The sequence below is a fragment of the Xanthomonas nasturtii genome, assembly GCF_023337365.3.
Classification (GTDB): domain Bacteria; phylum Pseudomonadota; class Gammaproteobacteria; order Xanthomonadales; family Xanthomonadaceae; genus Xanthomonas; species Xanthomonas nasturtii.
Map to the genome: position 1 here is coordinate 3,075,555 of NZ_CP142084.2, position 21,397 is coordinate 3,096,951.

General features: G+C 64.6%; 17 protein-coding genes, 1 other RNA gene and 2 pseudogenes. 9 read left to right on the top strand and 11 right to left on the bottom strand.

Annotated elements, in window-relative coordinates:
• The first annotated feature begins 140 nt into the window (after positions 1–140).
• Together M3O59_RS13405 and M3O59_RS13410 are read left to right on the top strand one after the other, a co-directional pair.
• A complete protein-coding gene (locus M3O59_RS13405; RefSeq protein ID WP_116906247.1) occupies positions 141–1,133 on the top strand; it encodes a LysR substrate-binding domain-containing protein in 993 nt (330 codons plus the stop codon).
• A 533-nt stretch (positions 1,134–1,666) separates the two neighbouring features.
• Entirely contained in the window at positions 1,667–2,587 is a 921-nt protein-coding gene (locus M3O59_RS13410) for an IS110 family RNA-guided transposase (RefSeq protein WP_249062522.1), read from the top strand.
• A gap of 61 nt (positions 2,588–2,648) precedes the next feature.
• Here the strand turns inward: M3O59_RS13410 and M3O59_RS13415 are convergent.
• The 3 genes and pseudogenes from M3O59_RS13415 to M3O59_RS13425 form a co-directional block, all read right to left on the bottom strand.
• Positions 2,649–2,873: pseudogene (locus M3O59_RS13415) on the bottom strand (IS5-like element ISCARN85 family transposase); the annotation flags it as partial.
• Positions 2,870–3,931, bottom strand: coding sequence for an IS630 family transposase (locus M3O59_RS13420; RefSeq protein ID WP_330462187.1), 1,062 nt, complete (start codon positions 3,929–3,931; stop codon positions 2,870–2,872). The pseudogene M3O59_RS13415 and the gene M3O59_RS13420, both read right to left, overlap by 4 nt.
• 48 nt (positions 3,932–3,979) lie before the next feature.
• Positions 3,980–4,521 (bottom strand): annotated as a pseudogene (locus M3O59_RS13425) (IS5 family transposase); the annotation flags it as partial.
• 353 nt (positions 4,522–4,874) lie between these two features.
• Here M3O59_RS13425 and M3O59_RS13430 point away from each other — a divergent pair.
• From M3O59_RS13430 to M3O59_RS13440, 3 genes are all read left to right on the top strand, one after another.
• Positions 4,875–5,189 (top strand): metalloregulator ArsR/SmtB family transcription factor, encoded by a 315-nt coding sequence (locus M3O59_RS13430; protein ID WP_064634723.1) that lies wholly within the window; start codon positions 4,875–4,877, stop codon positions 5,187–5,189.
• A 117-nt stretch (positions 5,190–5,306) separates the two neighbouring features.
• Complete coding sequence (locus M3O59_RS13435) at positions 5,307–6,641, top strand: DUF2867 domain-containing protein (protein ID WP_249047195.1); 1,335 nt, start codon at positions 5,307–5,309, stop codon at positions 6,639–6,641.
• A 78-nt stretch (positions 6,642–6,719) separates the two neighbouring features.
• Complete coding sequence (locus tag M3O59_RS13440; RefSeq protein WP_064634722.1) at positions 6,720–7,013, top strand: hypothetical protein; 294 nt, start codon at positions 6,720–6,722, stop codon at positions 7,011–7,013.
• Positions 7,014–7,132: 119 nt separating this feature from the next.
• Here the strand turns inward: M3O59_RS13440 and M3O59_RS13445 are convergent.
• The 3 genes from M3O59_RS13445 to M3O59_RS13455 all read right to left on the bottom strand — a co-directional run bounded on the left by M3O59_RS13445 (position 7,133) and on the right by M3O59_RS13455 (position 8,576).
• Positions 7,133–7,208: non-coding RNA, sX9 sRNA (locus M3O59_RS13445), on the bottom strand.
• A 160-nt stretch (positions 7,209–7,368) separates the two neighbouring features.
• Positions 7,369–8,181, bottom strand: coding sequence for a DUF4349 domain-containing protein (locus tag M3O59_RS13450; RefSeq protein ID WP_116906249.1), 813 nt, complete (start codon positions 8,179–8,181; stop codon positions 7,369–7,371).
• Complete coding sequence (locus M3O59_RS13455) at positions 8,178–8,576, bottom strand: GFA family protein (RefSeq protein ID WP_116906250.1); 399 nt, start codon at positions 8,574–8,576, stop codon at positions 8,178–8,180. The genes M3O59_RS13450 and M3O59_RS13455 overlap by 4 nt, the downstream gene beginning before the upstream one ends.
• Positions 8,577–8,915: 339 nt before the next feature.
• Between M3O59_RS13455 and M3O59_RS13460 the strand changes: the two genes are divergently transcribed.
• Both M3O59_RS13460 and M3O59_RS13465 read left to right on the top strand, forming a co-directional pair.
• Positions 8,916–10,721 (top strand): DUF885 domain-containing protein, encoded by a 1,806-nt coding sequence (locus M3O59_RS13460; RefSeq protein ID WP_064634719.1) that lies wholly within the window; start codon positions 8,916–8,918, stop codon positions 10,719–10,721.
• A 324-nt stretch (positions 10,722–11,045) separates the two neighbouring features.
• Complete coding sequence (locus M3O59_RS13465; RefSeq protein WP_373418975.1) at positions 11,046–11,966, top strand: IS110 family RNA-guided transposase; 921 nt, start codon at positions 11,046–11,048, stop codon at positions 11,964–11,966.
• A gap of 339 nt (positions 11,967–12,305) precedes the next feature.
• Here M3O59_RS13465 and M3O59_RS13470 read toward each other — a convergent pair whose 3' ends face one another.
• From M3O59_RS13470 to rraA, 5 genes are all read right to left on the bottom strand, one after another.
• The gene (locus M3O59_RS13470) at positions 12,306–14,138 is read right to left on the bottom strand and encodes an ABC transporter ATP-binding protein (RefSeq protein WP_249054424.1); all 1,833 of its coding nucleotides are present in this window, start codon (positions 14,136–14,138) and stop codon (positions 12,306–12,308) included.
• A gap of 203 nt (positions 14,139–14,341) precedes the next feature.
• Positions 14,342–14,938 carry a plasmid pRiA4b ORF-3 family protein gene (locus M3O59_RS13475; RefSeq protein ID WP_249054423.1) on the bottom strand — a complete coding sequence of 199 codons (597 nt, stop codon included), beginning with the start codon at positions 14,936–14,938 and terminating at the stop codon, positions 14,342–14,344.
• 332 nt (positions 14,939–15,270) lie between these two features.
• On the bottom strand, positions 15,271–16,536 hold the full coding sequence (locus tag M3O59_RS13480; RefSeq protein WP_064630685.1) for a cation:proton antiporter: 1,266 nt from the start codon (positions 16,534–16,536) through the stop codon (positions 15,271–15,273).
• Between the two features lie 196 nt (positions 16,537–16,732).
• Entirely contained in the window at positions 16,733–18,328 is a 1,596-nt protein-coding gene (locus tag M3O59_RS13485; protein WP_181920489.1) for a serine hydrolase, read from the bottom strand.
• A 23-nt stretch (positions 18,329–18,351) separates the two neighbouring features.
• The gene (gene rraA / locus M3O59_RS13490) at positions 18,352–18,852 is read right to left on the bottom strand and encodes a ribonuclease E activity regulator RraA (RefSeq protein ID WP_064630558.1); all 501 of its coding nucleotides are present in this window, start codon (positions 18,850–18,852) and stop codon (positions 18,352–18,354) included.
• A gap of 412 nt (positions 18,853–19,264) precedes the next feature.
• On the opposite strand from rraA, the gene M3O59_RS13495 reads away from it, so the two are divergent.
• Positions 19,265–20,098: a DUF72 domain-containing protein gene (locus M3O59_RS13495; RefSeq protein WP_064630560.1), complete on the top strand. Its 834-nt coding sequence runs from the start codon at positions 19,265–19,267 to the stop codon at positions 20,096–20,098.
• Positions 20,099–20,447: 349 nt separating this feature from the next.
• Complete coding sequence (locus M3O59_RS13500) at positions 20,448–21,395, top strand: DMT family transporter (RefSeq protein WP_116905397.1); 948 nt, start codon at positions 20,448–20,450, stop codon at positions 21,393–21,395.
• The last annotated feature ends 2 nt before the right edge of the window (positions 21,396–21,397 follow it).

The following is a 21,397-nucleotide window of genomic DNA, read 5'->3' on the forward strand; positions in this document are numbered from 1 at the left end:
ATGAAACGGCAGAAGACAGCATCCGGCAGGCAGGGGCACATGGCACGATCATCGCGATGGGATGACGCAGCATCGGTTGCCGCTACGGGCGCGACAAGCGCGTAGTATCGGGGCGAGCCACAAATCTCACTCATGCCTCGATGAATCTGCGTCCGACCCTGTTGCCTGCGCTGGGCGTGTTTGCGGCCGCCGCCCGCCATCAGAATTTCGCCCATGCTGCCGAAGAGCTGCACCTCACCGCCAGCGCGGTGAGCCACCACGTGCGCAAGCTCGAAGCGCTGCTGGGTGCCACCTTGTTCCAGCGGCTGCCGCGCGGGGTCAAGCTCACCGCCGAAGGCCGTCAGCTGGCCGATGCGGCCACCGCCGCACTGGCCGAAATTGCCGCTGTGGCTGGCAACCTGTACCCGCGCGAAGACGCCATACCGCTGCGCGTGACCACGCTGCGGTCGCTGTCGTATTGCTGGCTGTTGCCGCGGCTGCCGCGCTTTTGTCGCGCCTATCCGCATATCCGCGTGGACCTGCAATCGGACGCGGCGTTTTCGCGTTTCGAAGACGGCGGCCCGGATCTGGGCATCCGCTACGGACAGGGCGCGTGGCCCGGATTGACCTCGCACCATCTGATGGATGACGAACTCTTCCCCGTGGCCTCGCCCTCGTTGCCGGAAGTGGCCGCGCTGCGCACGCCGGCACAGATCGCGCAGTTGCCGTTGTTGAGCGACATGTCGCCGCAGGGCTGGCGTGACTGGTTCCGTGCCGCACAGGTGCGCGGCACCACGCTGCCGCCGATGCACACTTTCAACGACAGCACCGACGCCATGCGCGCGGCGGTGTACGGCCTGGGCGCGGTGTTGGCACGCAAGCACATCGCCCAGCCCTACCTGCAACGTTACGAACTGGTGCGCCTGCCCGGCCCCACGCTTAAGGCGCGCTACGCGTATTACATCGTGCACCCCAGCCACCGCGCGCTCAGCCCGGCAGCGGCATTGTTCATCGACTGGCTCAAGCGCGAAGCCCTGGACGAACGCACCCCGATGCCGGCACTGCCTGCCGAGTTGGTCGCGTTGCCGCCGAGCGATGGCGTGCACGAGCGGCGGGGGCGTCGAAATTCGCGCAAGGCATCGGTTGCGGATTGAGGTAGCCCTGAAATCTTGGCAGTTACGTGAAAAATCGCTGTCTCTTCTTCCTGCGGGACAGGCCCCCGTTATGGGGAGAAGGTGTCCCGAAGGGGCAGATGAGGGTGCGAGCAAAGCCTGGTGGAGTCTGGACGCGCGCGTGGCTTCGCGCCGTACCCTCACCCCAACCCCTCTCCCGCAGGGAGAGGGGCTTTGTTGCACCAGAGAATCTAGATTCCCTTCTCCCCCCGGGAGAAGGTGCCCCGAAGGGGCGGATGAGGGTGCGGGCGAAGCCTGGTGGAGTCTGATGGCGCGCGTGGCTTTACCCGGTGCCCACCCCAACCCCTTATCTCTTGGCGATCTGCCAGATTAGGTGTCGAGAGCCGGCGTGGTCGACCGATAACCCACAGGTTTAAACAACCGCGGGAGAGCGAGGTCGCCACGCCGGGATCTCCTGGCAAACGCCCGAACAGTTGCTGGAGTTGGCACTCGTAACGATCAGGCTGGGCAGCCCAGGAGAGCTCTCGACCCTTGGAGCATAGCGGAGTTTTTCCATGGCATACGGCGTAGGTATCGATGTCAGCAAGCAGTGGTTGGATGTGCATGTGCATGGCTGCAAAGGCGAACGGCGCTTCCCCAACACGGCGGCAGGTCTGCGCCAGCTGCGCAGCTGGCTGGGACACATGGAGCTGCACCAGGTGGTACTGGAAGCCACGGGCGGCTACGAACTGGCAGCGTTGGATGCGCTGCATGCGGCCGGCCTGCCGGTGGCGCGTGTGAACCCTCGCCAAGCGCGTGACTTTGCCAAGGCCATCGGCCAACTGGCCAAGACCGACACCTTGGATGCGCGTGTGCTGGCGCAGATGGCGATGGTGGTATCACTCACGCCCTACCAGCCGCTGGAAGGCTGGCGCCGTCAGCTGCGCGAGTACCAGCAGCGCCGCACGCAGGTGTTGGCGACGGTGCAGCAGGAGCGCCAGCGGCTGTCTCAACTGACCGATGCGTGGCTGCGCAAGCGGGCGCAGGCCGGCGTGCGGCAATGGCAAAAAGAGCTGGCGGAGCTAGATGCGCGCATCGCCCAACAGGTGGCTGCACGAGCCGAGCTGGAGGTGCTGGTCCAGGTCAAGGGCGTCGGCCCGGTGCTGGTCGCGACCTTGGCGGCGCAGCTGCCCGAGCTGGGCCGTCTCACCGGCAAGGCGATCGCCAAACTGGTCGGGGTGGCGCCGCTGGCACGCGACAGCGGCACGTTGCGCGGTGCCCGCAGCATCTGGGGAGGACGCGCCTGCGTGCGGCAAGTGCTGTACATGGCGGCGCTGGTGGCGGTGCGCTTCAACCCGGCCCTGCGCGAGTTTTACCAGCGGCTACGCACGCAGGGCAAAGCGGGCAAGGTCGCCCTCGTGGCGGCGATGCGCAAATTATTGGTCATCCTCAACGCCAAGATGCGAGATCAACTGGCGGCTAGCGCCGCCAGTTGATCAAGACAGTTGCTCTCCCGCAGGGAGAGGGGCTTTGTTGCACCAGAGAATCTAGGGCCTGTTAACACATCCGAAGTCCATCAACGACAAGGATGAAGCTTAAGAATCCGAGGAACATGACATCCAGCTTTTCGAAGCGCGAGAAAATCCGGCGGTAGCCCTTCAAGCGACGAAACAGCCTCTCCACTTCGTTGCGCCGCTTGTACATTTCTCGGTCGTACTCCCAGGGCTCGACCCGATTGGCTTTTGGCGGGACCACCGGGACGTAGCCAAGATCAAGCGCTAGTGCACTGAATCCGAGGAATCGGATGTGATGCGTCGAGTTGGATCAGCGAAGGTCCATTTCAGCGGTTTTGGGTTTTTGTTGTACTGGCGGATGTAGCGCATGAGCTTCTTATCGAGGTCTTTGACTGAGGAGAAAACCCCGCGTGTGATGACATCACGCTGGATGCGGGCGAACCAGTTCTCGACCTGGTTCAGCCATGACGAGTAGGTGGGGGTGTAGTGCATATGAACGCGGGGGTACTCGGCCAGGAACGCATGCACGAGCGGCGTCTTGTGGCTGCTGACGTTATCGCAGATGACATGGATGTCCCGGCCGTTGGACTGACTGGCGACAACCTCTTCGAGGAAGGTCACGAACTGCTCGCTGGTGTGACGAGCTGCCGTTTTGCCCAGCACTTCGCCAGTGCCCGTATTGAGCGCGGCGAACAGGCTCAGTGTGCCATTACGCTTGTATTCGAATCCGTGGCTTTGCGCGCGTCCGGGTGCCAATGCAAGCATCCGGTCCTTGCGGTCCAGCGCCTGGATCGCGGTCTTTTCGTCCACGCAGAAGACCACCGCGTGCGCAGGCGGGTCCAGGTACAGGCCGATCACGTCTGCGGCCTTGGTCTCAAACTCCGGGTCGTTGGAGACCATGTGGGTGTCCAACCGATGCGGACGCACGCCGTGTTTGCGCCAAATGCGCTGGACGGCCGAGAACGACACATTGCCCAGCTCGGCAGCCAGCTTGCGACTGCTCCAGTGCGTCGAACCGTCCTTGGGCTTGTGCTTGAGCGTGCGGTTGAGCACACGCGCTTCCAGCTTGGCCGTCGGTATCTTCGGCGCACGCCCAGGATGCACCGACACCAGCCCGGCCAGTCCTTGCGCCTCAAACGCCGCCGTCCACTTCGAGACGAATGCGTCGTTGCAGGCAAGCTTAGTGCGTATGTGGACTCGACGTTCTCCATCGCTCCAAAGCACAACACACCGCGCGCGGCGCACCAAAGCGGCGTTGCCGTGACGCTTGCGCATCACCGCCTCCAATTCAGCACGCTGTTGGATCGTCAACTTCGTTCTTTGCATGACACACTACCTGGGGATCATGCATCCGATTTCAATGATTCAGTGGGCTAGTTGGCGCGTCTCATTGCCTTCGTAAGCACGATCCATCAACAAATGAATCGGTCGCTCCACAGGCCCAAGGTGTTCAAGCAACGTGCGGCCCGCAGGTGCGTCATGGGCGTTGCCAGGCGTCAATCCGAACGTGATCGCTGTTCGAGCATCTGCGGCAACCATATGAATCTTGGTATTCCATCCGCCGCGCGATTTACCGATGGATTGTGGGCCGTTTTTTTTAACGCACCAGTCCCATCCGGATGCACCTTGATGCTGGTGGAGTCCAGCGAGACCGCCTCGATTTTGATGCGCACGATTTGGGACTTCTGCAGTTCAGCGAACATCCGGTCCAGCACACCTGCCTTGGCCCAACGGTTCATGCGTGTGTACACCGTGTGCCAATTGCCAAAGCGCTTGGGCAGGCCGCGCCATTTGCAGCCATGCTCGGCAACATAAAGGATGGCATTGACCACTTGCAGGTTGGTCATGCCGACATTGCCGCGCTGCCTCGGCAGACACTGTTCGATGAGAGAAAATTGTGCGGGTGTGATTTCCATGCGCAATAGTTTAACCGCTCAGATCATTAGTGTTAACAGGCTCTAGATTCCCTTCTCCCCCCGGGAGAAGGTGCCCCGAAGGGGCGGATGAGGGTGCGGGCGAAGCCTGGTGGAGTCTGATGGCGCGCGTGGCTTTACCCGGCGCCCGGCGCCCTGCCCCCGCTCCGTGCCCGGTCCGCGCTAGCAGCGCGGGCGCGTCAAAACACGCGCCATTGGCGCACAAGCCTCGCCTCGGCGCCCCGCAGGAAAGAGGCGATCAACAAGCCCGAGCAATACGGCAATCAGAAATCGCTTGACAGCCACGCCCATTAAAATAATTAATTAGCTAATTCGTTAATTATCTAATCCCATCCATGTCCATCGACCGCATCTTCGAAGCGCTGGCTTCCAGACCACGCCGGGAAATCCTGGCCTACCTGTCGGCACAGGAACTGACCGCCGGGCAGATTGGCGAGCGGTTTGCGATGAGCGCGCCGGCCATCTCGCGCCACCTCTCGGTGCTGTCTGCGGCCGGGCTGGTCAGCAGCGAGCGACGCGGCCAGTTCGTGGTGTACCGGCTGACGCCCGACAACATGGTCAACACGCTCAGCGGCTTCGCCTTCGAGGTCTGCCCGAAGGCCGGCCCGCTGCAGCGCGAGTCGCGCAAGCGGGCCAAAAAAACCCCTTAACCCCTTCACCGACTTCTGCTGCGAGGACATGCCATGGACCACCAACGGATCGTCGCAGAAACAAGTTTCCCGCGTGTATCACTCCCCTCCTACAGCGGCGGCCGCCCGGTGGAAGTAATGCTGATCGCGCAGCTGGACCCAGGCGCAGGCGATAGCCTGATCGCGCAGACCGGCGAACGTCAGCGGCACCACCCGGCGCACCACGATGCCTTGGACGAACCGTCCGTGCAGCTCTCCGCACCGGATTTCGGCCATGACGATCGCGCGTCGCTGTTTTCGTTTTCGGTCGGGCCGCAGGGGCACCCGTTTCACTGCCATGCCGGCAATCGCGTGTTCACCGCCATCACCGGCAGCGGCGGTGCGCGATTGCGCTTTTCCAACGCCTCGCCACAGCAGCTGCAGCAGGATCCGCAGGCATTCCTGCACGCATTGCGCTATGTGGACATACCGGGAGACAGCCTGTTCACGGTGCGCTTCGGTGGCGGCACCTGGCATCAGTTCGCGCCTGCGCAGGGGAATGCGGCGCATTCGGCCTTCTTCGCGCTGTCCTGCCATCCGGACGAAGCCGGCGGCAGCTTGAGCCACGCGCAACAGGCCCTGGTCACCCAGGGCACGGCGACCATCGCCAGCTTGACCGAGCTGCTGCCGGCCCCCGTCGCAGCGCTACTGCAGTCCGACGCCTTCCGCGCCGCCGATGTGCCCAGCGTGGCGCTGTCGCTGCACGCCAAACCGCAGAGCTGGCAGCAGCGCGCCTGCAGCCGCGTGCGCCGTTGGAGCGGGCGTCTGCGCCAACTTCCGCCGCGCACACCTCGTCCCGGTTTTGTCGCCACCCGCGTAGCGCCATTGCGGATCCGCTCGCTGCAGGCGCTGCCGGCCGATGCGTTGTTGCGCGGGCAACTGGGCGACCAGGTGCACTTTCAAGACACCCATCAGCTGCGCCTGGACACGCGCCATCTGCGCACCGACAGCCTGCCGGACCTCATGTGCGATCTGCTGCAGGCATTCGTCGACCAACCACCGGGCGGCGTGAGCGGGTTGATGCGCTTGCGCAACCTGATGGTCAAACCGCTGGGGCTGCGTACCTCGCATCTGGGTTGCCCGGTGTCTTCGTTGCTCGATCCGAGCGCAGCGCAACGTTTCGCCGGGCGCTTCCCGGTACTGGCACAACGCAGCGATGCCGACGGGCAGCAGGTGCAGGTCGTGCTGGGTGCCGACGACAAGCATCTGCGCTTCCGTTCGTCGGTGGCGTTGCGCCGGGTCGGCATGCACGAGATCGAGCTGACCATGGCCACGCAGGTGAGCTGCCGCAACTGGTTTGGCCGCATCTACATGGCCTGCATCCATCACGCGCACCATCACTACATCATGCCAACGATGCTGCGCACAGCAGTGCGGCGCCTGCTGCACTCCGACACGCTGACAAGCGAGGCATGGCCGACGCAGCCTGCGTGAAGCGGGCACCGCGCACCATCACCTCGTTTTGTCTTGGCGATGCCTAGGCTTGATGTCCCCAATCCCCAGGACACTCCCATGCCTACCCTTCGCATGCGTATCACCGGCACCGACGACGACGCACGTGCCATTGCCAATCTGCTGCAAAGCATCGAAGGCATCGAGCACGTCGAAGAAGTGGATGACCTGATGCCGCATCTGGACGACGAGGATTCCAGCTCGGCCGGCCTGTCAGACGATGAAGGTCCGGGCAGCCACGAGTTCGAAGTGGAAGCCGGCAACGAAGCCACCGCACAGAAGGTGCGCGACGCGGTGCAGGAGCTGGCCCTGCAGCTGGACGTGTTTGTGGAATACGAAGTCGACGAAGGCTGAGCTGCGTTGAGCCTCGTTGCACAGATGTTTGCTGCCTGGTTCAATCGCGCTTCTGCACTGACGTACGTCATCGCCGTATCTGCGTGCCGCGCCGATACGGCGGCTTTTGTATGAAGAGCGGCTGACAAACCGTAGCGAGTGGTCGTCAAGTGGTGCGCGCGACGCGCTCATGATCCGGGTGTACTGGTGGTACATGCCGCAGAAACACAGACCGCGCCAACGTGGCGTTCGCGTAGTGGTCGAGCAGTAGTTTTGTTGGCTGTTCCAGGCCTACGCAACACACGCGCGCCGCCAGCAGTTTTACAGATCAGTTAACCCCGCAGCTGCACAGCAGTGCCGGGCAGCTGCGGGTTCTTCAAGGCATCCGGCGGCGACGTGCGCGCCAGCGCCATGCCTGCAGCAGCAACCAGCCGGCAAATACTGCGACCACCGCCACCGGCAGCAGCGCCGCCACTGCGCGGATCACGAACGCCACGCTGCTGGAAAACACCTGGCCGAACTCTGCGGTCGCTTGGGCAATCTCGCCCCTGCCCTGCTCGCCGCCGGTACTGCGGAAATTGAGCGTCAGCAACTGCGTGCGCACGCGGCGTTGTTGCTGCGCTGCCTGTTGCTGGGTCTGCTGCGCTTCGGCTTCGATCTCCGCCAGCCGCTTGGACAAGGCCAGCAGATCGGTCACCGCCAGATCGCGGCGCTGTTGCAATTCGAGCAGGCGTGCATGTTCTTTTTGCAGCCGTGCCTGGGCCAGGCCGGTGTCGGCAATCTGCTGCGCCAGGTCTTCGGCACGGGTGCTGCGCGCGGCAACATCGCCGTGTTGCCCGGCCAATTGCACCATCGGCTCGATCCCGTCCGGCGCCAGGCGCACGCTGACGCGTCCGTTGGGGTCGCGCCCGCCTTCCTGCTCCACCGCCAGCAAGGCGCAATCACCGAACTGCGCGCTCTGGCAGGCCGTGCGCACTGCGGCAATGCGCTGGTCGATCTGGTCGGCGGGCAGTTCGATGCGCACGTCGTGCTCGTAGGCCAAGGCATTGCCAGACGAGGCGAGCGGTGCAGGCGGCGCCGCCGGCGCAGCACCGCCGTCTGCCGCCATCTCCGCTTGATGCTTCGCACAACCGCAGAGCGCCCATCCGAGCAACACCAGCGCGGCATACCGCCGCATGGTGCGGCTCATCGGCTGGCTCCATCAACCGCGTGCACCTGCAGCCCGGTCAGCTCCAGAGCCGGCAGGCAACGCACGTTGACGGCAACGCCCATTTCGCCGGTTTTGGGGTTGAGGCCTTCGCTGAAGGGCGCGATGCCGCACTGCGGGCAATGATGATGATCGATATGCTGCTGATTGAAGCGGTAGCTGCCCACCGCTTCCGGTTCGGCGCGCAGCTGCAGCTGCGAACGCGTGCCGAACCAGAGCAAACCGCCGCGTCGGCGGCACAACGAGCAGTTGCAGTCGTAGACCTCGGTGATGGGTGCTTCGGTCTGCAGATCGAACGCGATGCGTCCGCAATGACAGCTACCGGCGTAGTGCATGTGATCCTCCTCGGAACAGGCCACCGTGCAGGTGGCAGGCATGATGTGACGTGCGCGCCGCCTGGTTGGCGGGCGGCGCCCGGGAACCGGAGTGTACGAGCGATCGCTCCCGTAACGCGCGCCGTCCTGTGCACCGGGCGGTTGGCGGCAGTGTCCGGCTGGCAGGGCAAACGGCTCCCGAAACGTAGCGAGCAGTGGCCCGATGGGCGTGCACGGCGCGCTCAGGGCCGCAGTGTGGGCGCGGCAGATGCCGATGCCTGGCCGCGGCCGTGCCCGCCTGGCGATGAGCGCCTTCGTTTTGTTGGCTGCTCTACACCAGTGGTGGATGCGCGCACACGCGCAGATGCCTATGCTGGCGGTTTGATTCCACCAGGACCCACAATGCATCAACGCCTGCTTGTCCTTGCCCTGATCGCCGGCCTCAGCGCCTGCCAGCAACAGCCCGAATCGCCGCAAGCCGGCACCACCGCTGCTACCGCCCAGGACGCACAGACCCCGGATGCGCGCTTTGCGGCGTTGTCCAAACAGGCGCTGGACACCTGGATGCAGCTGTCGCCGGTGACCGCCACCCAGACCGGCGACCACCGCTTCGACGCGCAGATCGACGATCTCAGCACGGCCGGCCGCCAGCGCAGCCTGGACGCCGGCAAGAAGCTGCTGGGCGAACTGGAGGCCATCGACGTGGCCACGCTGTCGCGCGAGAACCAGGTCGATGCGGCGATCCTGCGCAACCAGCTGCAGTCGGAAATCTGGAATACCGAAGTGCTGCAAAGCTGGGCCTGGGACCCGCAGGTTTATAACGGCCTGGCCGGCAGCGCGTTGTACGGACTGATGGCGCGCGAGTTCGCGCCGCTGCCCGAACGCCTTGCCGCAGCCACCCAGCGCATGGAAAAAATCCCGAGCATCTTTGCGCAGGCGCGCGAGAACCTGGACCCGGCGCGCGTGCCGAAGATCCACGCCGAAACGGTGGCCAAGCAGAACAAGGGCATCCTCAGCATCGTCGATACCTTCATCGCGCCCAACATCGGCCAGCTCGGCCCCATCGAAGCGGCGCGCGCGCAGGCGGCCATCGACAACCTGCGCAAGGCAGTGGCCGAGCAGCAGACCTGGCTGGACACCGTGCTGGTGCCCAATGCCAAGGGCGACTTCCGCGTCGGCGCGGAAAAATACGACCAGAAACTGAAATTCGCGCTGCTGTCGTCGCTGTCGCGTGCCGATATCAAGCAGCGCGCCGAGTCCGAACTCAAGCGCGTGCGCAGCGAAATGTATGGCATCGCGCGCACCGTGCTCAAGGACAAGCCCGGCGCTCCGAAGTTGCCGGAATCGCCCAACGACGACCAGCAGCAAGCGGCGATCGAAGCAGCGCTGGAACTGGCCTATGCCGACAAGCCGGCGCGCGACAAGGTGGTGGACGCCGCCAAGGCGGCGCTGGCGCAATCCACCGAGTTCGTGCGCCAGAAAGATTTGATGACACTGCCGGATTCGCCGGTGGACATCATCCTGATGCCGGAATTCCAGCGGGGCGTGGCGGTGGCGTATTGCGATTCGCCCGGCCCGCTGGACAAGAATCTGAAGACGTTCTATGCGGTGTCGCCGATTCCCGACGACTGGAACGACAAGCAGGTCGATTCGTTCCTGCGCGAATACAACACCCGCATGATCCATCTGCTCAGCATCCACGAGGGCACGCCGGGCCACTACCTGGAAGGCTGGCATTCGGCCAAGTTCCCCTCCACGCTGCGCGCGGTGCTGCGTTCGGGCATGTTTGCCGAAGGCTGGGCGGTGTACACCGAGCGCATGATGCAGGAGCAGGGCTATCTGGATAACGACCCGCTGTTCCACCTGGTGCAGCTCAAGTTCTACCTGCGCACCATCGCCAATGCCATCCTCGACCAGGGCGTGCACGTGGACGGCTGGGATCGCGACAGGGCGATGCACCTGATGACCCACGACACCTTCCAGCAGGAAAGCGAAGCGGCGGGCAAGTGGGTGCGTGCGCAGTTGTCGTCCGCGCAGCTGCCGACCTACTTCGTCGGCGTGCAGGAACATCTGGACACGCGTAAGGCAGTGCAGAAGAAGCTGGGCCACAGCTTCAATCTGAAGGCCTATCACGACAAGATGCTGTCCTACGGTGCGCCACCGGTGCGCTTTGCGCGCGAACTGATGCTGGATCAGCCGATCGAGTGATGAATCCCCTTTTCCCATCGGGAGAAGGGGCCCCGAAGGGGCGGATGAGGGTACGGGCGAAGCCTCGTGTAGCCCAACTGGCGAGTGGCTTCGCTCCGAACCCTCACCCCAACCCCTTATCTCTTGGCGATCTGCCAGATTAGGTGTCGAGAGCCGGCGTGGTCGACCGATAACCCACAGGTCTAAACAGCCGCGGGAGAGCGAGGTCGCCACGCCGGGATCTCCTGGCAAACGCCCGAACAGTTGCTGGAGTTGGCACTCGTAACGATCAGGCTGGGCAGCCCAGGAGAGCTCTCGACCCTTCGAGCATAGCGGAGTTTTTCCATGGCATACGGCGTAGGTATCGATGTCAGCAAGCAGTGGTTGGATGTGCATGTGCATGGCTGCAAAGGCGAACGGCGCTTCCCCAACACGGCGGCAGGTCTGCGCCAGCTGCGCAGCTGGCTGGGACACATGGAGCTGCACCAGGTGGTGCTGGAGGCCACGGGCGGCTACGAACTGGCAGCGTTGGATGCGCTGCATGCGGCCGGCCTGCCGGTGGCGCGTGTGAACCCTCGCCAAGCGCGTGACTTTGCCAAGGCCATCGGCCAACTGGCCAAGACCGACACCTTGGATGCGCGTGTGCTGGCGCAGATGGCGATGGTGGTATCACTCACGCCCTACCAGCCGCTGGAAGGCTGGCGCCATCAGCTGCGCGAGTACCAGCAGCGCCGCACGCAGGTGTTGGCGATGGTGCAGCAAGAGCGCCAGCGGCTGTCTCAACTGACCGATGCGTGGCTGCGCAAGCGGGCGCAAGCCGGCGTGCGGCAATGGCAAAAAGAGCTGGCGGAGCTAGATGCGCGCATCGCCCAACAGGTGGCTGCACGAGCCGAGCTGGAGGTGCTGGTCCAGGTCAAGGGCGTCGGCCCGGTGCTGGTCGCGACCTTGGCGGCGCAGCTGCCCGAGCTGGGCCGTCTCACCGGCAAGGCGATCGCCAAACTGGTCGGGGTGGCGCCGCTGGCACGCGACAGCGGCACGTTGCGCGGTGCCCGCAGCATCTGGGGAGGACGCGCCTGCGTGCGGCAAGTGCTGTACATGGCGGCGCTGGTGGCGGTGCGCTTCAACCCGGCCCTGCGCGAGTTTTACCAGCGGCTACGCACGCAGGGCAAAGCGGGCAAGGTCGCCCTCGTGGCGGCGATGCGCAAATTATTGGTCATCCTCAACGCCAAGATGCGAGATCAACTGACGGCTAGCGCCGCCAGTTGATCAAGACAGTTGCTCTCCCGACGGGAGAGGGGCTTGCCACTGCAGACGAATGAAGAACTGCTTGCGACCTTCTCCCGCCGGGGCATTGTCCCCCTTCATGGGGGAGAAGGTGCCCCGCATGGGCGGATGAGGGGCGCCTCGCAAGGTTGTCACCGCCTGCAAGGCCGAACGCATTGCCACGCGCATTCAGAAGTGACACACCAAGTGGCTTCGCCCCGAACCCTCACCCCAACTCCATCTCCCGGCGGGAGAGGGGCTTGTGTCGCAGTTGCTAACGTCTTTCTGGCACGCTGCGAACACGTACTTCCCTGCCACGCTGTGCGTGCGAACAGCTTTCCATCACGCATCCGCAGCAACGAATCCACCGGTCTGCCGCGCCCATAGCCGCGCGTACAGGCCGCCATGGGCGATCAGTTCCGCGTGCGTGCCCGTCTCGACAATGCACCCGCCGTCCATCACCACCAGCCGGTCCATGCGCGCGATGGTGGAGAGACGGTGCGCAATCGCGATGACGGTCTTGTTGCCCATCAGGGCATCCAGGCTGTCCTGGATCGCGGCTTCCACTTCCGAATCCAGTGCCGAGGTGGCTTCGTCCAGGATCAGGATCGGCGCGTCCTTCAACAGCACCCGCGCAATCGCAATGCGCTGGCGCTGACCGCCGGAGAGTTTGACCCCGCGCTCGCCCACATGCGCGTCGAAACCGCTGCGGCCTTCGCCGTCGATCAGCGTGTCGATGAAACTGTCGGCGCGTGCCTTGCGCACTGCATCGAGAATCTGCGCCTCGCTGGCCTGCGGCCGGCCATACAGCAAGTTGTCGCGGATCGAGCGATGCAATAGCGAAGTGTCCTGGGTGACCAGGCCGATCTGCCCGCGCAGGCTTTCCTGCGTGACTGTTGCGATGTCCTGCCCATCGATCAGGATGCGGCCCTGCTCCAGGTCGTATAACCGCAGCAACACGTTGACCAAGGTGGATTTGCCAGCACCGGATGGCCCGACCAGGCCGATCTTCTCGCCGGCGCGCACCTGCAGATCCAGCCCGGCAATCACGCCGCCGCGCTTGCCGTAATGAAAGTGGATGTGCTCGAACTGCACCTGCCCCTGGGTCACCCGCAGCGGCACCGCATGCGGTGCGTCCTGCACCTGCACCGGTTGCGAGATGGCCTGCATGCCGTCCTGCACGGTGCCGATGTCTTCGAAGATGCCGTTCACCGTCCACATGATCCAGCCGGACATGTTGTGGATGCGGATCACCAGACCGGTGGCCAAGGTGATTGCGCCCACACTGATCTGGCCGCGGCTCCACAACCACAGCGCAAGCGCGCAGGTGCCCACGATCAGGAAGCCGTTCGCCACTGCGATGGCGGTATCCATCGCGGTGGTCACCCGGGTCTGCCCGCGATGCTTCACTGCCAGCTCGTCGATGGCATCGCGCACATAGGCCTCTTCGCGGCCGGCATGGGCGAACAACTTGAGCGTGGAGATATTGGTGTAACCGTCGACGATGCGACCGGTCGCCTTGGAACGCGCATCCGATGCGACCCACGCACGCGCCTTCATGCGCGGCACGAAGAATGCCATAAGCGCCACATACACCACCAGCCAGATCAGCAATGGTGCCATCAGCCAGGGGTCGGCCTGCGCGAACAACCACAGCGCACTGCCGGTGTAGACCACGATGTACCAAAGCGCATCCACCATCTGCACGGCCGATTCGCGCAACGAGGTGCCGGTCTGCATCACCCGGTTGGCGATGCGCCCGGCGAAATCGTTGTTGAAAAAGCCCAGGCTCTGGCGCACCACATAGTTGTGCATCAGCCAGCGCGAACGGTTGCTCAAGCCGGGCACGATCGCCTGATTGACCAGCAGGTTGTGCAGGCCGGTGAACAACGGCCGCGCCACCAGCGTGATCACCGCCATCCAGATCAGCTCGCCCGCGTGGCGACGGAAAAAGTCGGGCCCCGGCTTGTCGGACAGCATGTCGACGATGCGGCCGAGGAAGTCGAACATCGCCACTTCCACCAGCGCCAGCAGCAGCCCGGCGATCAAGGTGGCCAGCAATATCGGCCATAACGGCCGCAGATAATGCAGATAAAAGCGCCACACGCTGCGTGGCGGCATCTCCCGCTCGATGGGCGGGAAGATATCGATCAGGGATTCGAACCAGCGGAACATCGCAGACACTTTCGGGAAAAACCGGGCAGTCAGGCTAGCCGATCGGGCGTCAAGCTGCAGTGGCGCCGGTGTCGGACGGTCGCATCAGCACACGCGTGGCAGGCCGCGATGCACGCGACAGACAACGCGTCTGCCGCATCGATTCCGCCTGCCGGCGCCATGCATGGCCCAGCCCTCACCGCATGTGGTGAGGGTTCAACCGCTCACTCGCGGACACGCGCAAGCAGGCGATTGACCTCGGCCAGATCGAAATGGCCCGGATCGAAGCGCCCACCCAAGGTGGCCAACTCCTGCACGTGCTGGGCATGATCCGGGTCGGCGATGATCTGCAGCAGTGCCTGGTAGGCCTGGAGGCCTTGGCTGTTTTCCGGCGGGCAGGCATTGGCGCCGTCCAGGCAGCGCGCCACACGCAGGCCGGCATCCGGCGGCAGGATCGCCTCGACCTGCACGCGGTGCTGCCAGCCGGCCCCGGCACCGTAGAAATAGTCGAACCATTCCAGCTCGCCCACCGCACTTTCGACGCTGACGCGGGCGGCGTGCTTGAGCCGGGAGCGCTCCGGCACATCCAGCCCGGCTTCGCCATAGCGGCCGCCGCCCAGGTCGAATTCGTACGGATGCACCGCATTCCAGCCCATCGCCGCCTGCAACACGCGATGCAGCGTGGCCAGGCGCACCGCCCCCGTCACCTGCACGCGCCGCCAGATCAGCGGCGTGCTGTCCACCAGCGACACCTGCAGCTGATAGACCGGCGAAGGTGCTGGCAGCACCGGCTGTGCAGCTTTCTTTTTTGCTTTGGTCATCGTGTCTTGGCTACCTGTTTGCACCGCAAGTATGCAGCGACGCGCGACCGGGCGCATTGCCACGCACTGGACACCGCAAATGCGCGCGCTGCCGAGGGCGATCCTGCGTGCAAACGTACGCAAGTGGAACAGCTCGGTCACCTAGCCTGGAGGCTGACACGTCAGCGCCACAGCACAGCGACACGATACTGCGCAGATGCCCGCAAGCAGCGCGACACCGCATACGCCAACGCGCCTTCTGTGCCTCGCATCCCAGCGAGCATCAAGGTCTCGCTGTACCCCATCGAAGCAGTCATGCCGCAACCGCTGACAGCGGCATCGATGAAGACCCCTCAGCGCTGCTGCAAACTCGGCACCGCATCGCTCACGTTGGCGTGGCGGCGCATGATCCAGTTGAACAGCGGCGTAGCCATCAACGTGGACAGGATCGCCATCAGCACCAGCACCGAGAACAGGCCTTGTTCGATCACCCCGGCCTGCAGGCCGATATTGATGATGATCAGCTCCATCAGCCCGCGTGCATTCATCAGCGAGCCGATCGCCATGGCATCGCGATTGTTCTCGCCGGTGGCACGCGCTGCGGCCCAGCACGCCACGCCCTTGCCGATGAACGATGCGGCCAGGATCGCCACGCCGGCCAGCATGATCTGCGGCTGCAGCAACACGCTGAGCTGGGTCTTCAAGCCCGAATAGGTGAAGAACAACGGCAGCAGCAACACCACCACGAACGGCTGCATCATCTCGCGCAGCTTCTCGGTCAATGCGCCCCTCGGCAGGCAGACACCGAGCAGGAAACCGCCGAACACCGCATGGATACCGATCGCATCCATCGCCCAGGCGCTGAGGCAGAACAGCATCAGCACCACCGCCAGCACACTGTTGCTGAGCGGCTGGCCCGGCACTACGTGATCGGCCAGCCGCGTGAGCAGATGCCGGCCGACGAAAATCATGAACAACGCATAGCCAACGCCGCCGCCGATGGCCAGGTAGGCACTGCCCCAACTGCCGCCGAAGCTGGCCAGCACCACGGCCAGGATGCACCAGGCGGCGGCGTCGTCGAACGCGCCGGCGGTCAGTGCCAGCGTGCCCAGGGGGCTATTGGTCAGACCGCGCTCGTGGATGATGCGCGCCAGCATCGGAAATGCGGTGATCGCAATGGCCGCGCCCAGGAACAGCGAGGCTTCCATCAGCTTGGCCTTTTCCGAGAATAGGCCGTCCACGTCGAGCAGCCACGGGCACATGGCGAACGCCAGCGCAAACGGCACCGCGATGCCGGCCAACGACACGCTCATCGCACTGCGATAGCGCGCGCGAAAGTGGTCGCTGCGGAAATCGGTCCCGACCAGGAACATGTACAGGCCCACGCCGAATTGCGCGAATACGTACAGCACGTCCATGGTCTGCTTGGGGAACAAGGCTGCCTGCGCGCCTGGCGCCAGCAAGCCGAACAAGGACGGCCCCAACATCACGCCGGCAATCATTTCGCCCACCACCTGCGGTTGCCCCAGGCGCTTGGCCAGCATGCCGACCAACCGGCACACCAGCAGGATCGCTGCGGCCTGCAAAAAGAAGTACACCGACATCTGCGGAGTGGTCATGCGTGCTGGGACATCCTTGAGAAGTGCGCGGATCATAACGAGCAGCGCCGGTGGGTGGTAGCAGCGCGGCTGTTGCAATGGCGGCAGCCCAAACGTTATGTCGCTCTACAAAGACCCGCCGACGTCATCGGTGGCAGGCGGGTCCACGAAACAGCGGGCGCGATAACGCTCCCTGTCACACCGTCTCAAGCGCATGTCACTTCGACGCGGCCGAGGCTTCCCGCACCGGCGTCAACACCAGGTCCTGAAAATCGAAACTGAAATCGGTCAGCGGCGAAATCGGCTCCATGCGCATCTCGCGCACCGCGCCATCGGGCGTCAGTGCGAAGTTGACGAAGGCATCGGCGTTCAACGAACGGTCGTCCCAGCGCACGATAAAGCTGTCGTGCTGCCAATGCTCCAGGGTGCCGACCAATTGCGCTGTCTTGGAAAACTGCAGACGCAGGCGCTTGCCTTCCTGGCGAATCACCACATCGCCATACCAGGGGTCGCGATAAGTCGCCGCATAACCGCGTAGCGGCAATGACGGCGTCGAGCGTGCAACGCGTGCGTCCTGATGCTTCTTCCAGCTGCTGTCGGCCTCGCTGTCTGCCTTGGCCACGGCCTTGGCGTACGCGTCGGTCCAATCGGTGCTTGGAACCTGCAGGAACGCGTCCAGCACCTGCAGCGTCACCGCATTGAACGCCGCGCCCACTTCCTGGTTGGTCAACACCACCACGCCCAGTTTCTGATCCGGCACCAGCGTCAGACGCGACACCATGCCGGGCCAGCCGCCGGTATGCCAGACCAGGCGATGGCCGCGGTAATCGCTCAGGCTCCAACCCTCGCCGTAACCGGCGAAGTTCGGCCGCGCCGCGGCAAGCTCGGGCACCGGCGCCTCGGCGATCGGGATCGGTGTGATCATCGACCACATCTCCTGCTGGCGCTTGGCGCTGAACAACGGTTTGCCATCGGGCAACATCCCGCCAGCCAGTTGCACATTCATCCATAGCGCCATGTCGTGCGCACTGGAATAGATGCCGCCGGCCCCGGAGTTGTTGGACCAGGTCAGCGGCGCCACCGTGCGCAGGTCGGTGAAGTCGTACTTGGCGTGCCCTACTGCGGCGTTATCGCCGGGCTGCAGATGGTCGGCATTGAAGCGTGTGCCGTGCATGCCCACCGGGCCGAAGATGCGTTGCTGCAAGAACGCCGCGTAGGGTTGCCCGGACACCTGCTCGATCACCTTCTGGGCGACCGCGTAAAGGATGTTGTCGTACGCGTAGCGGTCGCGAAAGCCGCCCTTCAGCGGCACCCTGGCCAGGCGCTGCACGACCTCTTCGGTGGTGTAGCTGGTGGTGGGCCAGAACAATAGATCGCCTGCGCCCAGACTCAGGCCGCTGCGGTGCGCCAGCAGATCGCGGACACGCATTTGCCCACTCACATACGGGTCGGACATGCGAAACCACGGCAGGTGGTCGATGACCTTGTCGTCGAGCGAAAGCTTGCCTTCGTCGGCCAGAATCGACAGCGACGCGGCAGTGAATGCCTTGGTGTTGGAGGCAATCGCAAACAGCGTGTCGGCCTGTACCGGCGCAGGCTTGCCGGTCTCGCGCACGCCGTAGCCGCGCTCCAGCACCACCTGGCCGTCCTTGACGATGGCCACCGCAATGCCGGGCACATCGAACTGTCTGCGCACGCGTTCCATCTGCGCATCGAACTGCTGCATGCCGGCGGGAAGGTCGGCCGCGTGCGTTGTCGTCACCAAGCTTGCCATCATCAGCACGCCCCCACTCAGCCATCGGTTCAAGGTCACTGCGTCACCCTCAGGGTTTTCGGTCAGATCGATTCGCTGCCACCATCCAGCGACAACGGTTGCGGCGCCACCAGCACACCAGTGGCATCGGCATACAGCCAATGGCCCGGCACGAAGGCCACGCCGGCAAAATTCACCGGCACCTCCACATCGCCCAGATCGCGCCGTTCGGTGCGCCGCGGGCAGGCCGCCAGCGCCAGCACCCCCAGCGGCAGGGTGGCCAGAATGTCCACATCGCGCACGCAGCCGTGAATCAGCACGCCGGCCCAGCCGTTAGCGACCGCGTTGGCGGCGATCTGGTCGCCCAGCAGCGCATGCTTCAGCGAGCCCTGCCCGTCCACCACCAGCACGCGACCATCGCCCGGCGTTGCGGCCAGCTCGCGCACCCGCGAGTTGTCTTCGAAACAGCGCACCGTGGCGATCGGCCCGGAGAACGCCGTGCGCCCGCCGAAATGACGGAATAGCGGCTCGGCGACGGTCACTTCCGGGTAGCGGTCACATAGATCGGGCGTAGTCCAGGTCATTGGGGCGATCTCGCGCGGCAGAGCTGGCATGGTAGCCGGGTCCGCCCGCGCGCGGGCGGCGAGTGACGTGCCGCACAGGCACGCAGGCGGCGGTAGTGTGCACACGCGGGCAGCACTTCGTTGCGCCCTTGCATGGAGGTTGCCGGCGCGCGGCATCACCTGCGTTGCTTACGGCGTGCTGGCCGTTCTGATGCGCACCCGCGCTGGCGGTGTCCACACGCCAGCCGACAACAGAACAAAGAGACGCCGGTGCGCCACATGCAGGCTCTGCCATTGCATCGCGCAACCGGCAATGCACGCGACGCCACCATCTCAGCGCACCGCGTGCGCCGCCGCTATGATCGGCCCGCGCGCGTTGCCTCCGCTGCAGCACCGGCAATGGCGCGCGCCCCTGTCAGCGAGTATCCACGCAATGACCGATCTGTTCGCTTCCGCCCCGCCCGCCCTCGACGGCATCCACATCGGCATCGGTGGCTGGGTGTATGCACCATGGCGCGCGGGCATGTTCTACCCGGCGGGACTGGTGCAGCGCCGCGAGCTGGAATACGCAAGCCGCCACGTCACCGCCATCGAGATCAACGGCACCTATTACGGCACGCAGAAGCCGGCCACCTACGCAAAGTGGCGCGATGAAGTACCGCCCGGATTCGTGTTTTCGGCCAAGGCGCCGCGCCGCATCACCCAATCGCGCAAGCTGGCCGGCACCAAGGCACAGGTGGAGGATTTCATCGCCGGCATTGTCGAGCTCGGCGACACCCTTGGGCCGCTGGTGTGGCAATTCGAGCAAGGCCATCGGTTGCAGGCCGACGATCTGGACGCGTTTCTGTCGTTATTGCCCAAGCGGGCAGGCACGCGTGCGCTGCGCCATGTGCTGGAGATTCGCGACCACGACGCGGTGGATACATCGCTGCTGGCCTTGGTGCGTGACCATGGTGTGGCCACCGTGTTCACCGATTCGGAGGAGCATCCGTCGTTTGCCGATCTGTCTACCGACTTCGTCTACGCACGGTTGATGCGCAGCCAGGCGCGGCTGCACGCAGGGTATCCGGCGCCGGCGTTGGCACGCTGGGCAGAGCGTATCCAGGCCTGGCGACGCGGCGACGACCCGGCCGATCTGCCGCATGTGGACGCGACAGCCCCGCCGGCACGTCAGCCACGCGAGGTCTTCGTGTTTTTCATCAGTGCGGCGAAAGAGCGCAACCCGGCGGCGGCGATAGCGTTGTTGAAAGCGCTGCCGCCGGGTTAGTGCGTCGCTGGCGTTGCAGGCGGCTGTGCGTGTGGCAGATGCATCTAGACGATGCTGCGTGTGGATAAGGCGTTGTGGTGTGCGACGACTGCGTAAGTCTCCGGCGTGCCGTTGATCGCTGTGGCCGTTTAGTCACCGATGTCGTGCGGAAAGCTGGAGATGTTTACTGTGATTTGAGCTTTAGCGACTCAGCGGATGGTGCAGGGTTATGGGTAAGCCTCACCCTCACCCCAACCCCTCTCCCGGGGGGAGAGGGGCTTAGTGCGCAGCGGGAACCGAGCTTGCCATTGTCGGCAACGATCCGCTCGCCGCTTGGCGGCGTTGCGCCACTTTTCGGCGACAATGGCGCATGCCCACGACCGACCTGCGCAAGGCGCAACTGCAAATCCATTTCTGCGTGCTGCTTTGGGGCATCACCGCGATCCTGGGCAAATTGATCACGCTGCAGGCGTTGCCGTTGGTGTGGTGGCGCATGTTGATCGTGGTGGCGGCGCTGGCCTTGTGGCCGCGCGTGTGGCGCGGGCTGCGCGGCCTCTCCGGGCGCGTGGTGCTGGGCTATTGCGGCATCGGCGCGCTGGTCGCCTTGCACTGGCTCACCTTCTACGGCGCGATCAAGCTGGCAAATGCGTCGGTGGCGGCGACCTGTATCGCGCTGGCACCGGTATTCACGGCCGTGATCGAGCCGTGGGTGACGCAGCGCCCGTTCCGACCGCGCGAGCTGTTGTTCGGGCTGGCCGTGCTGCCCGGCGTGGCACTGGTGGTGGGTGGGGTGCCGGACGGCATGCGTGCCGGCGTGGTGGTGGGCGCGATCTCGGCGGTGTTCGTCGGGCTGTTCGGCTCGCTCAACAAGCGCATGGTGGCGCATGCCGACCCGCTCACCGTCACCGCGCTGGAACTGGGTGCCGGCACACTGACCTTGACCCTGCTCGCACCGGCGATGCCGCTGCTGCTGCCGGCGTTGCATGGCGATCTACTGGTTGTGCCCAGCCTGCACGATGGCGTGTTGCTGCTGGCGCTGTCGCTGGCCTGCACCTTGCTTCCGTTTGCGCTGGCGCTGGTGGCGCTGCGCCATCTCAGCGCCTACTCGGTGCAGTTGGTGACCAATCTCGAACCGGTCTACGCCATCGTGCTGGCGATCGCGCTGCTGGGCGAACAACGCGAACTCACCCTGCAGTTCTATCTCGGCGTTGCGATCATTCTCGGCGCGGTGTTCCTGCATCCGGTACTGGAACGTCGGCGCAAGGTGGTACACCCGGAATTGCTGGGGACGGCCGAAGCGAAGACGATCGTCAACTGACC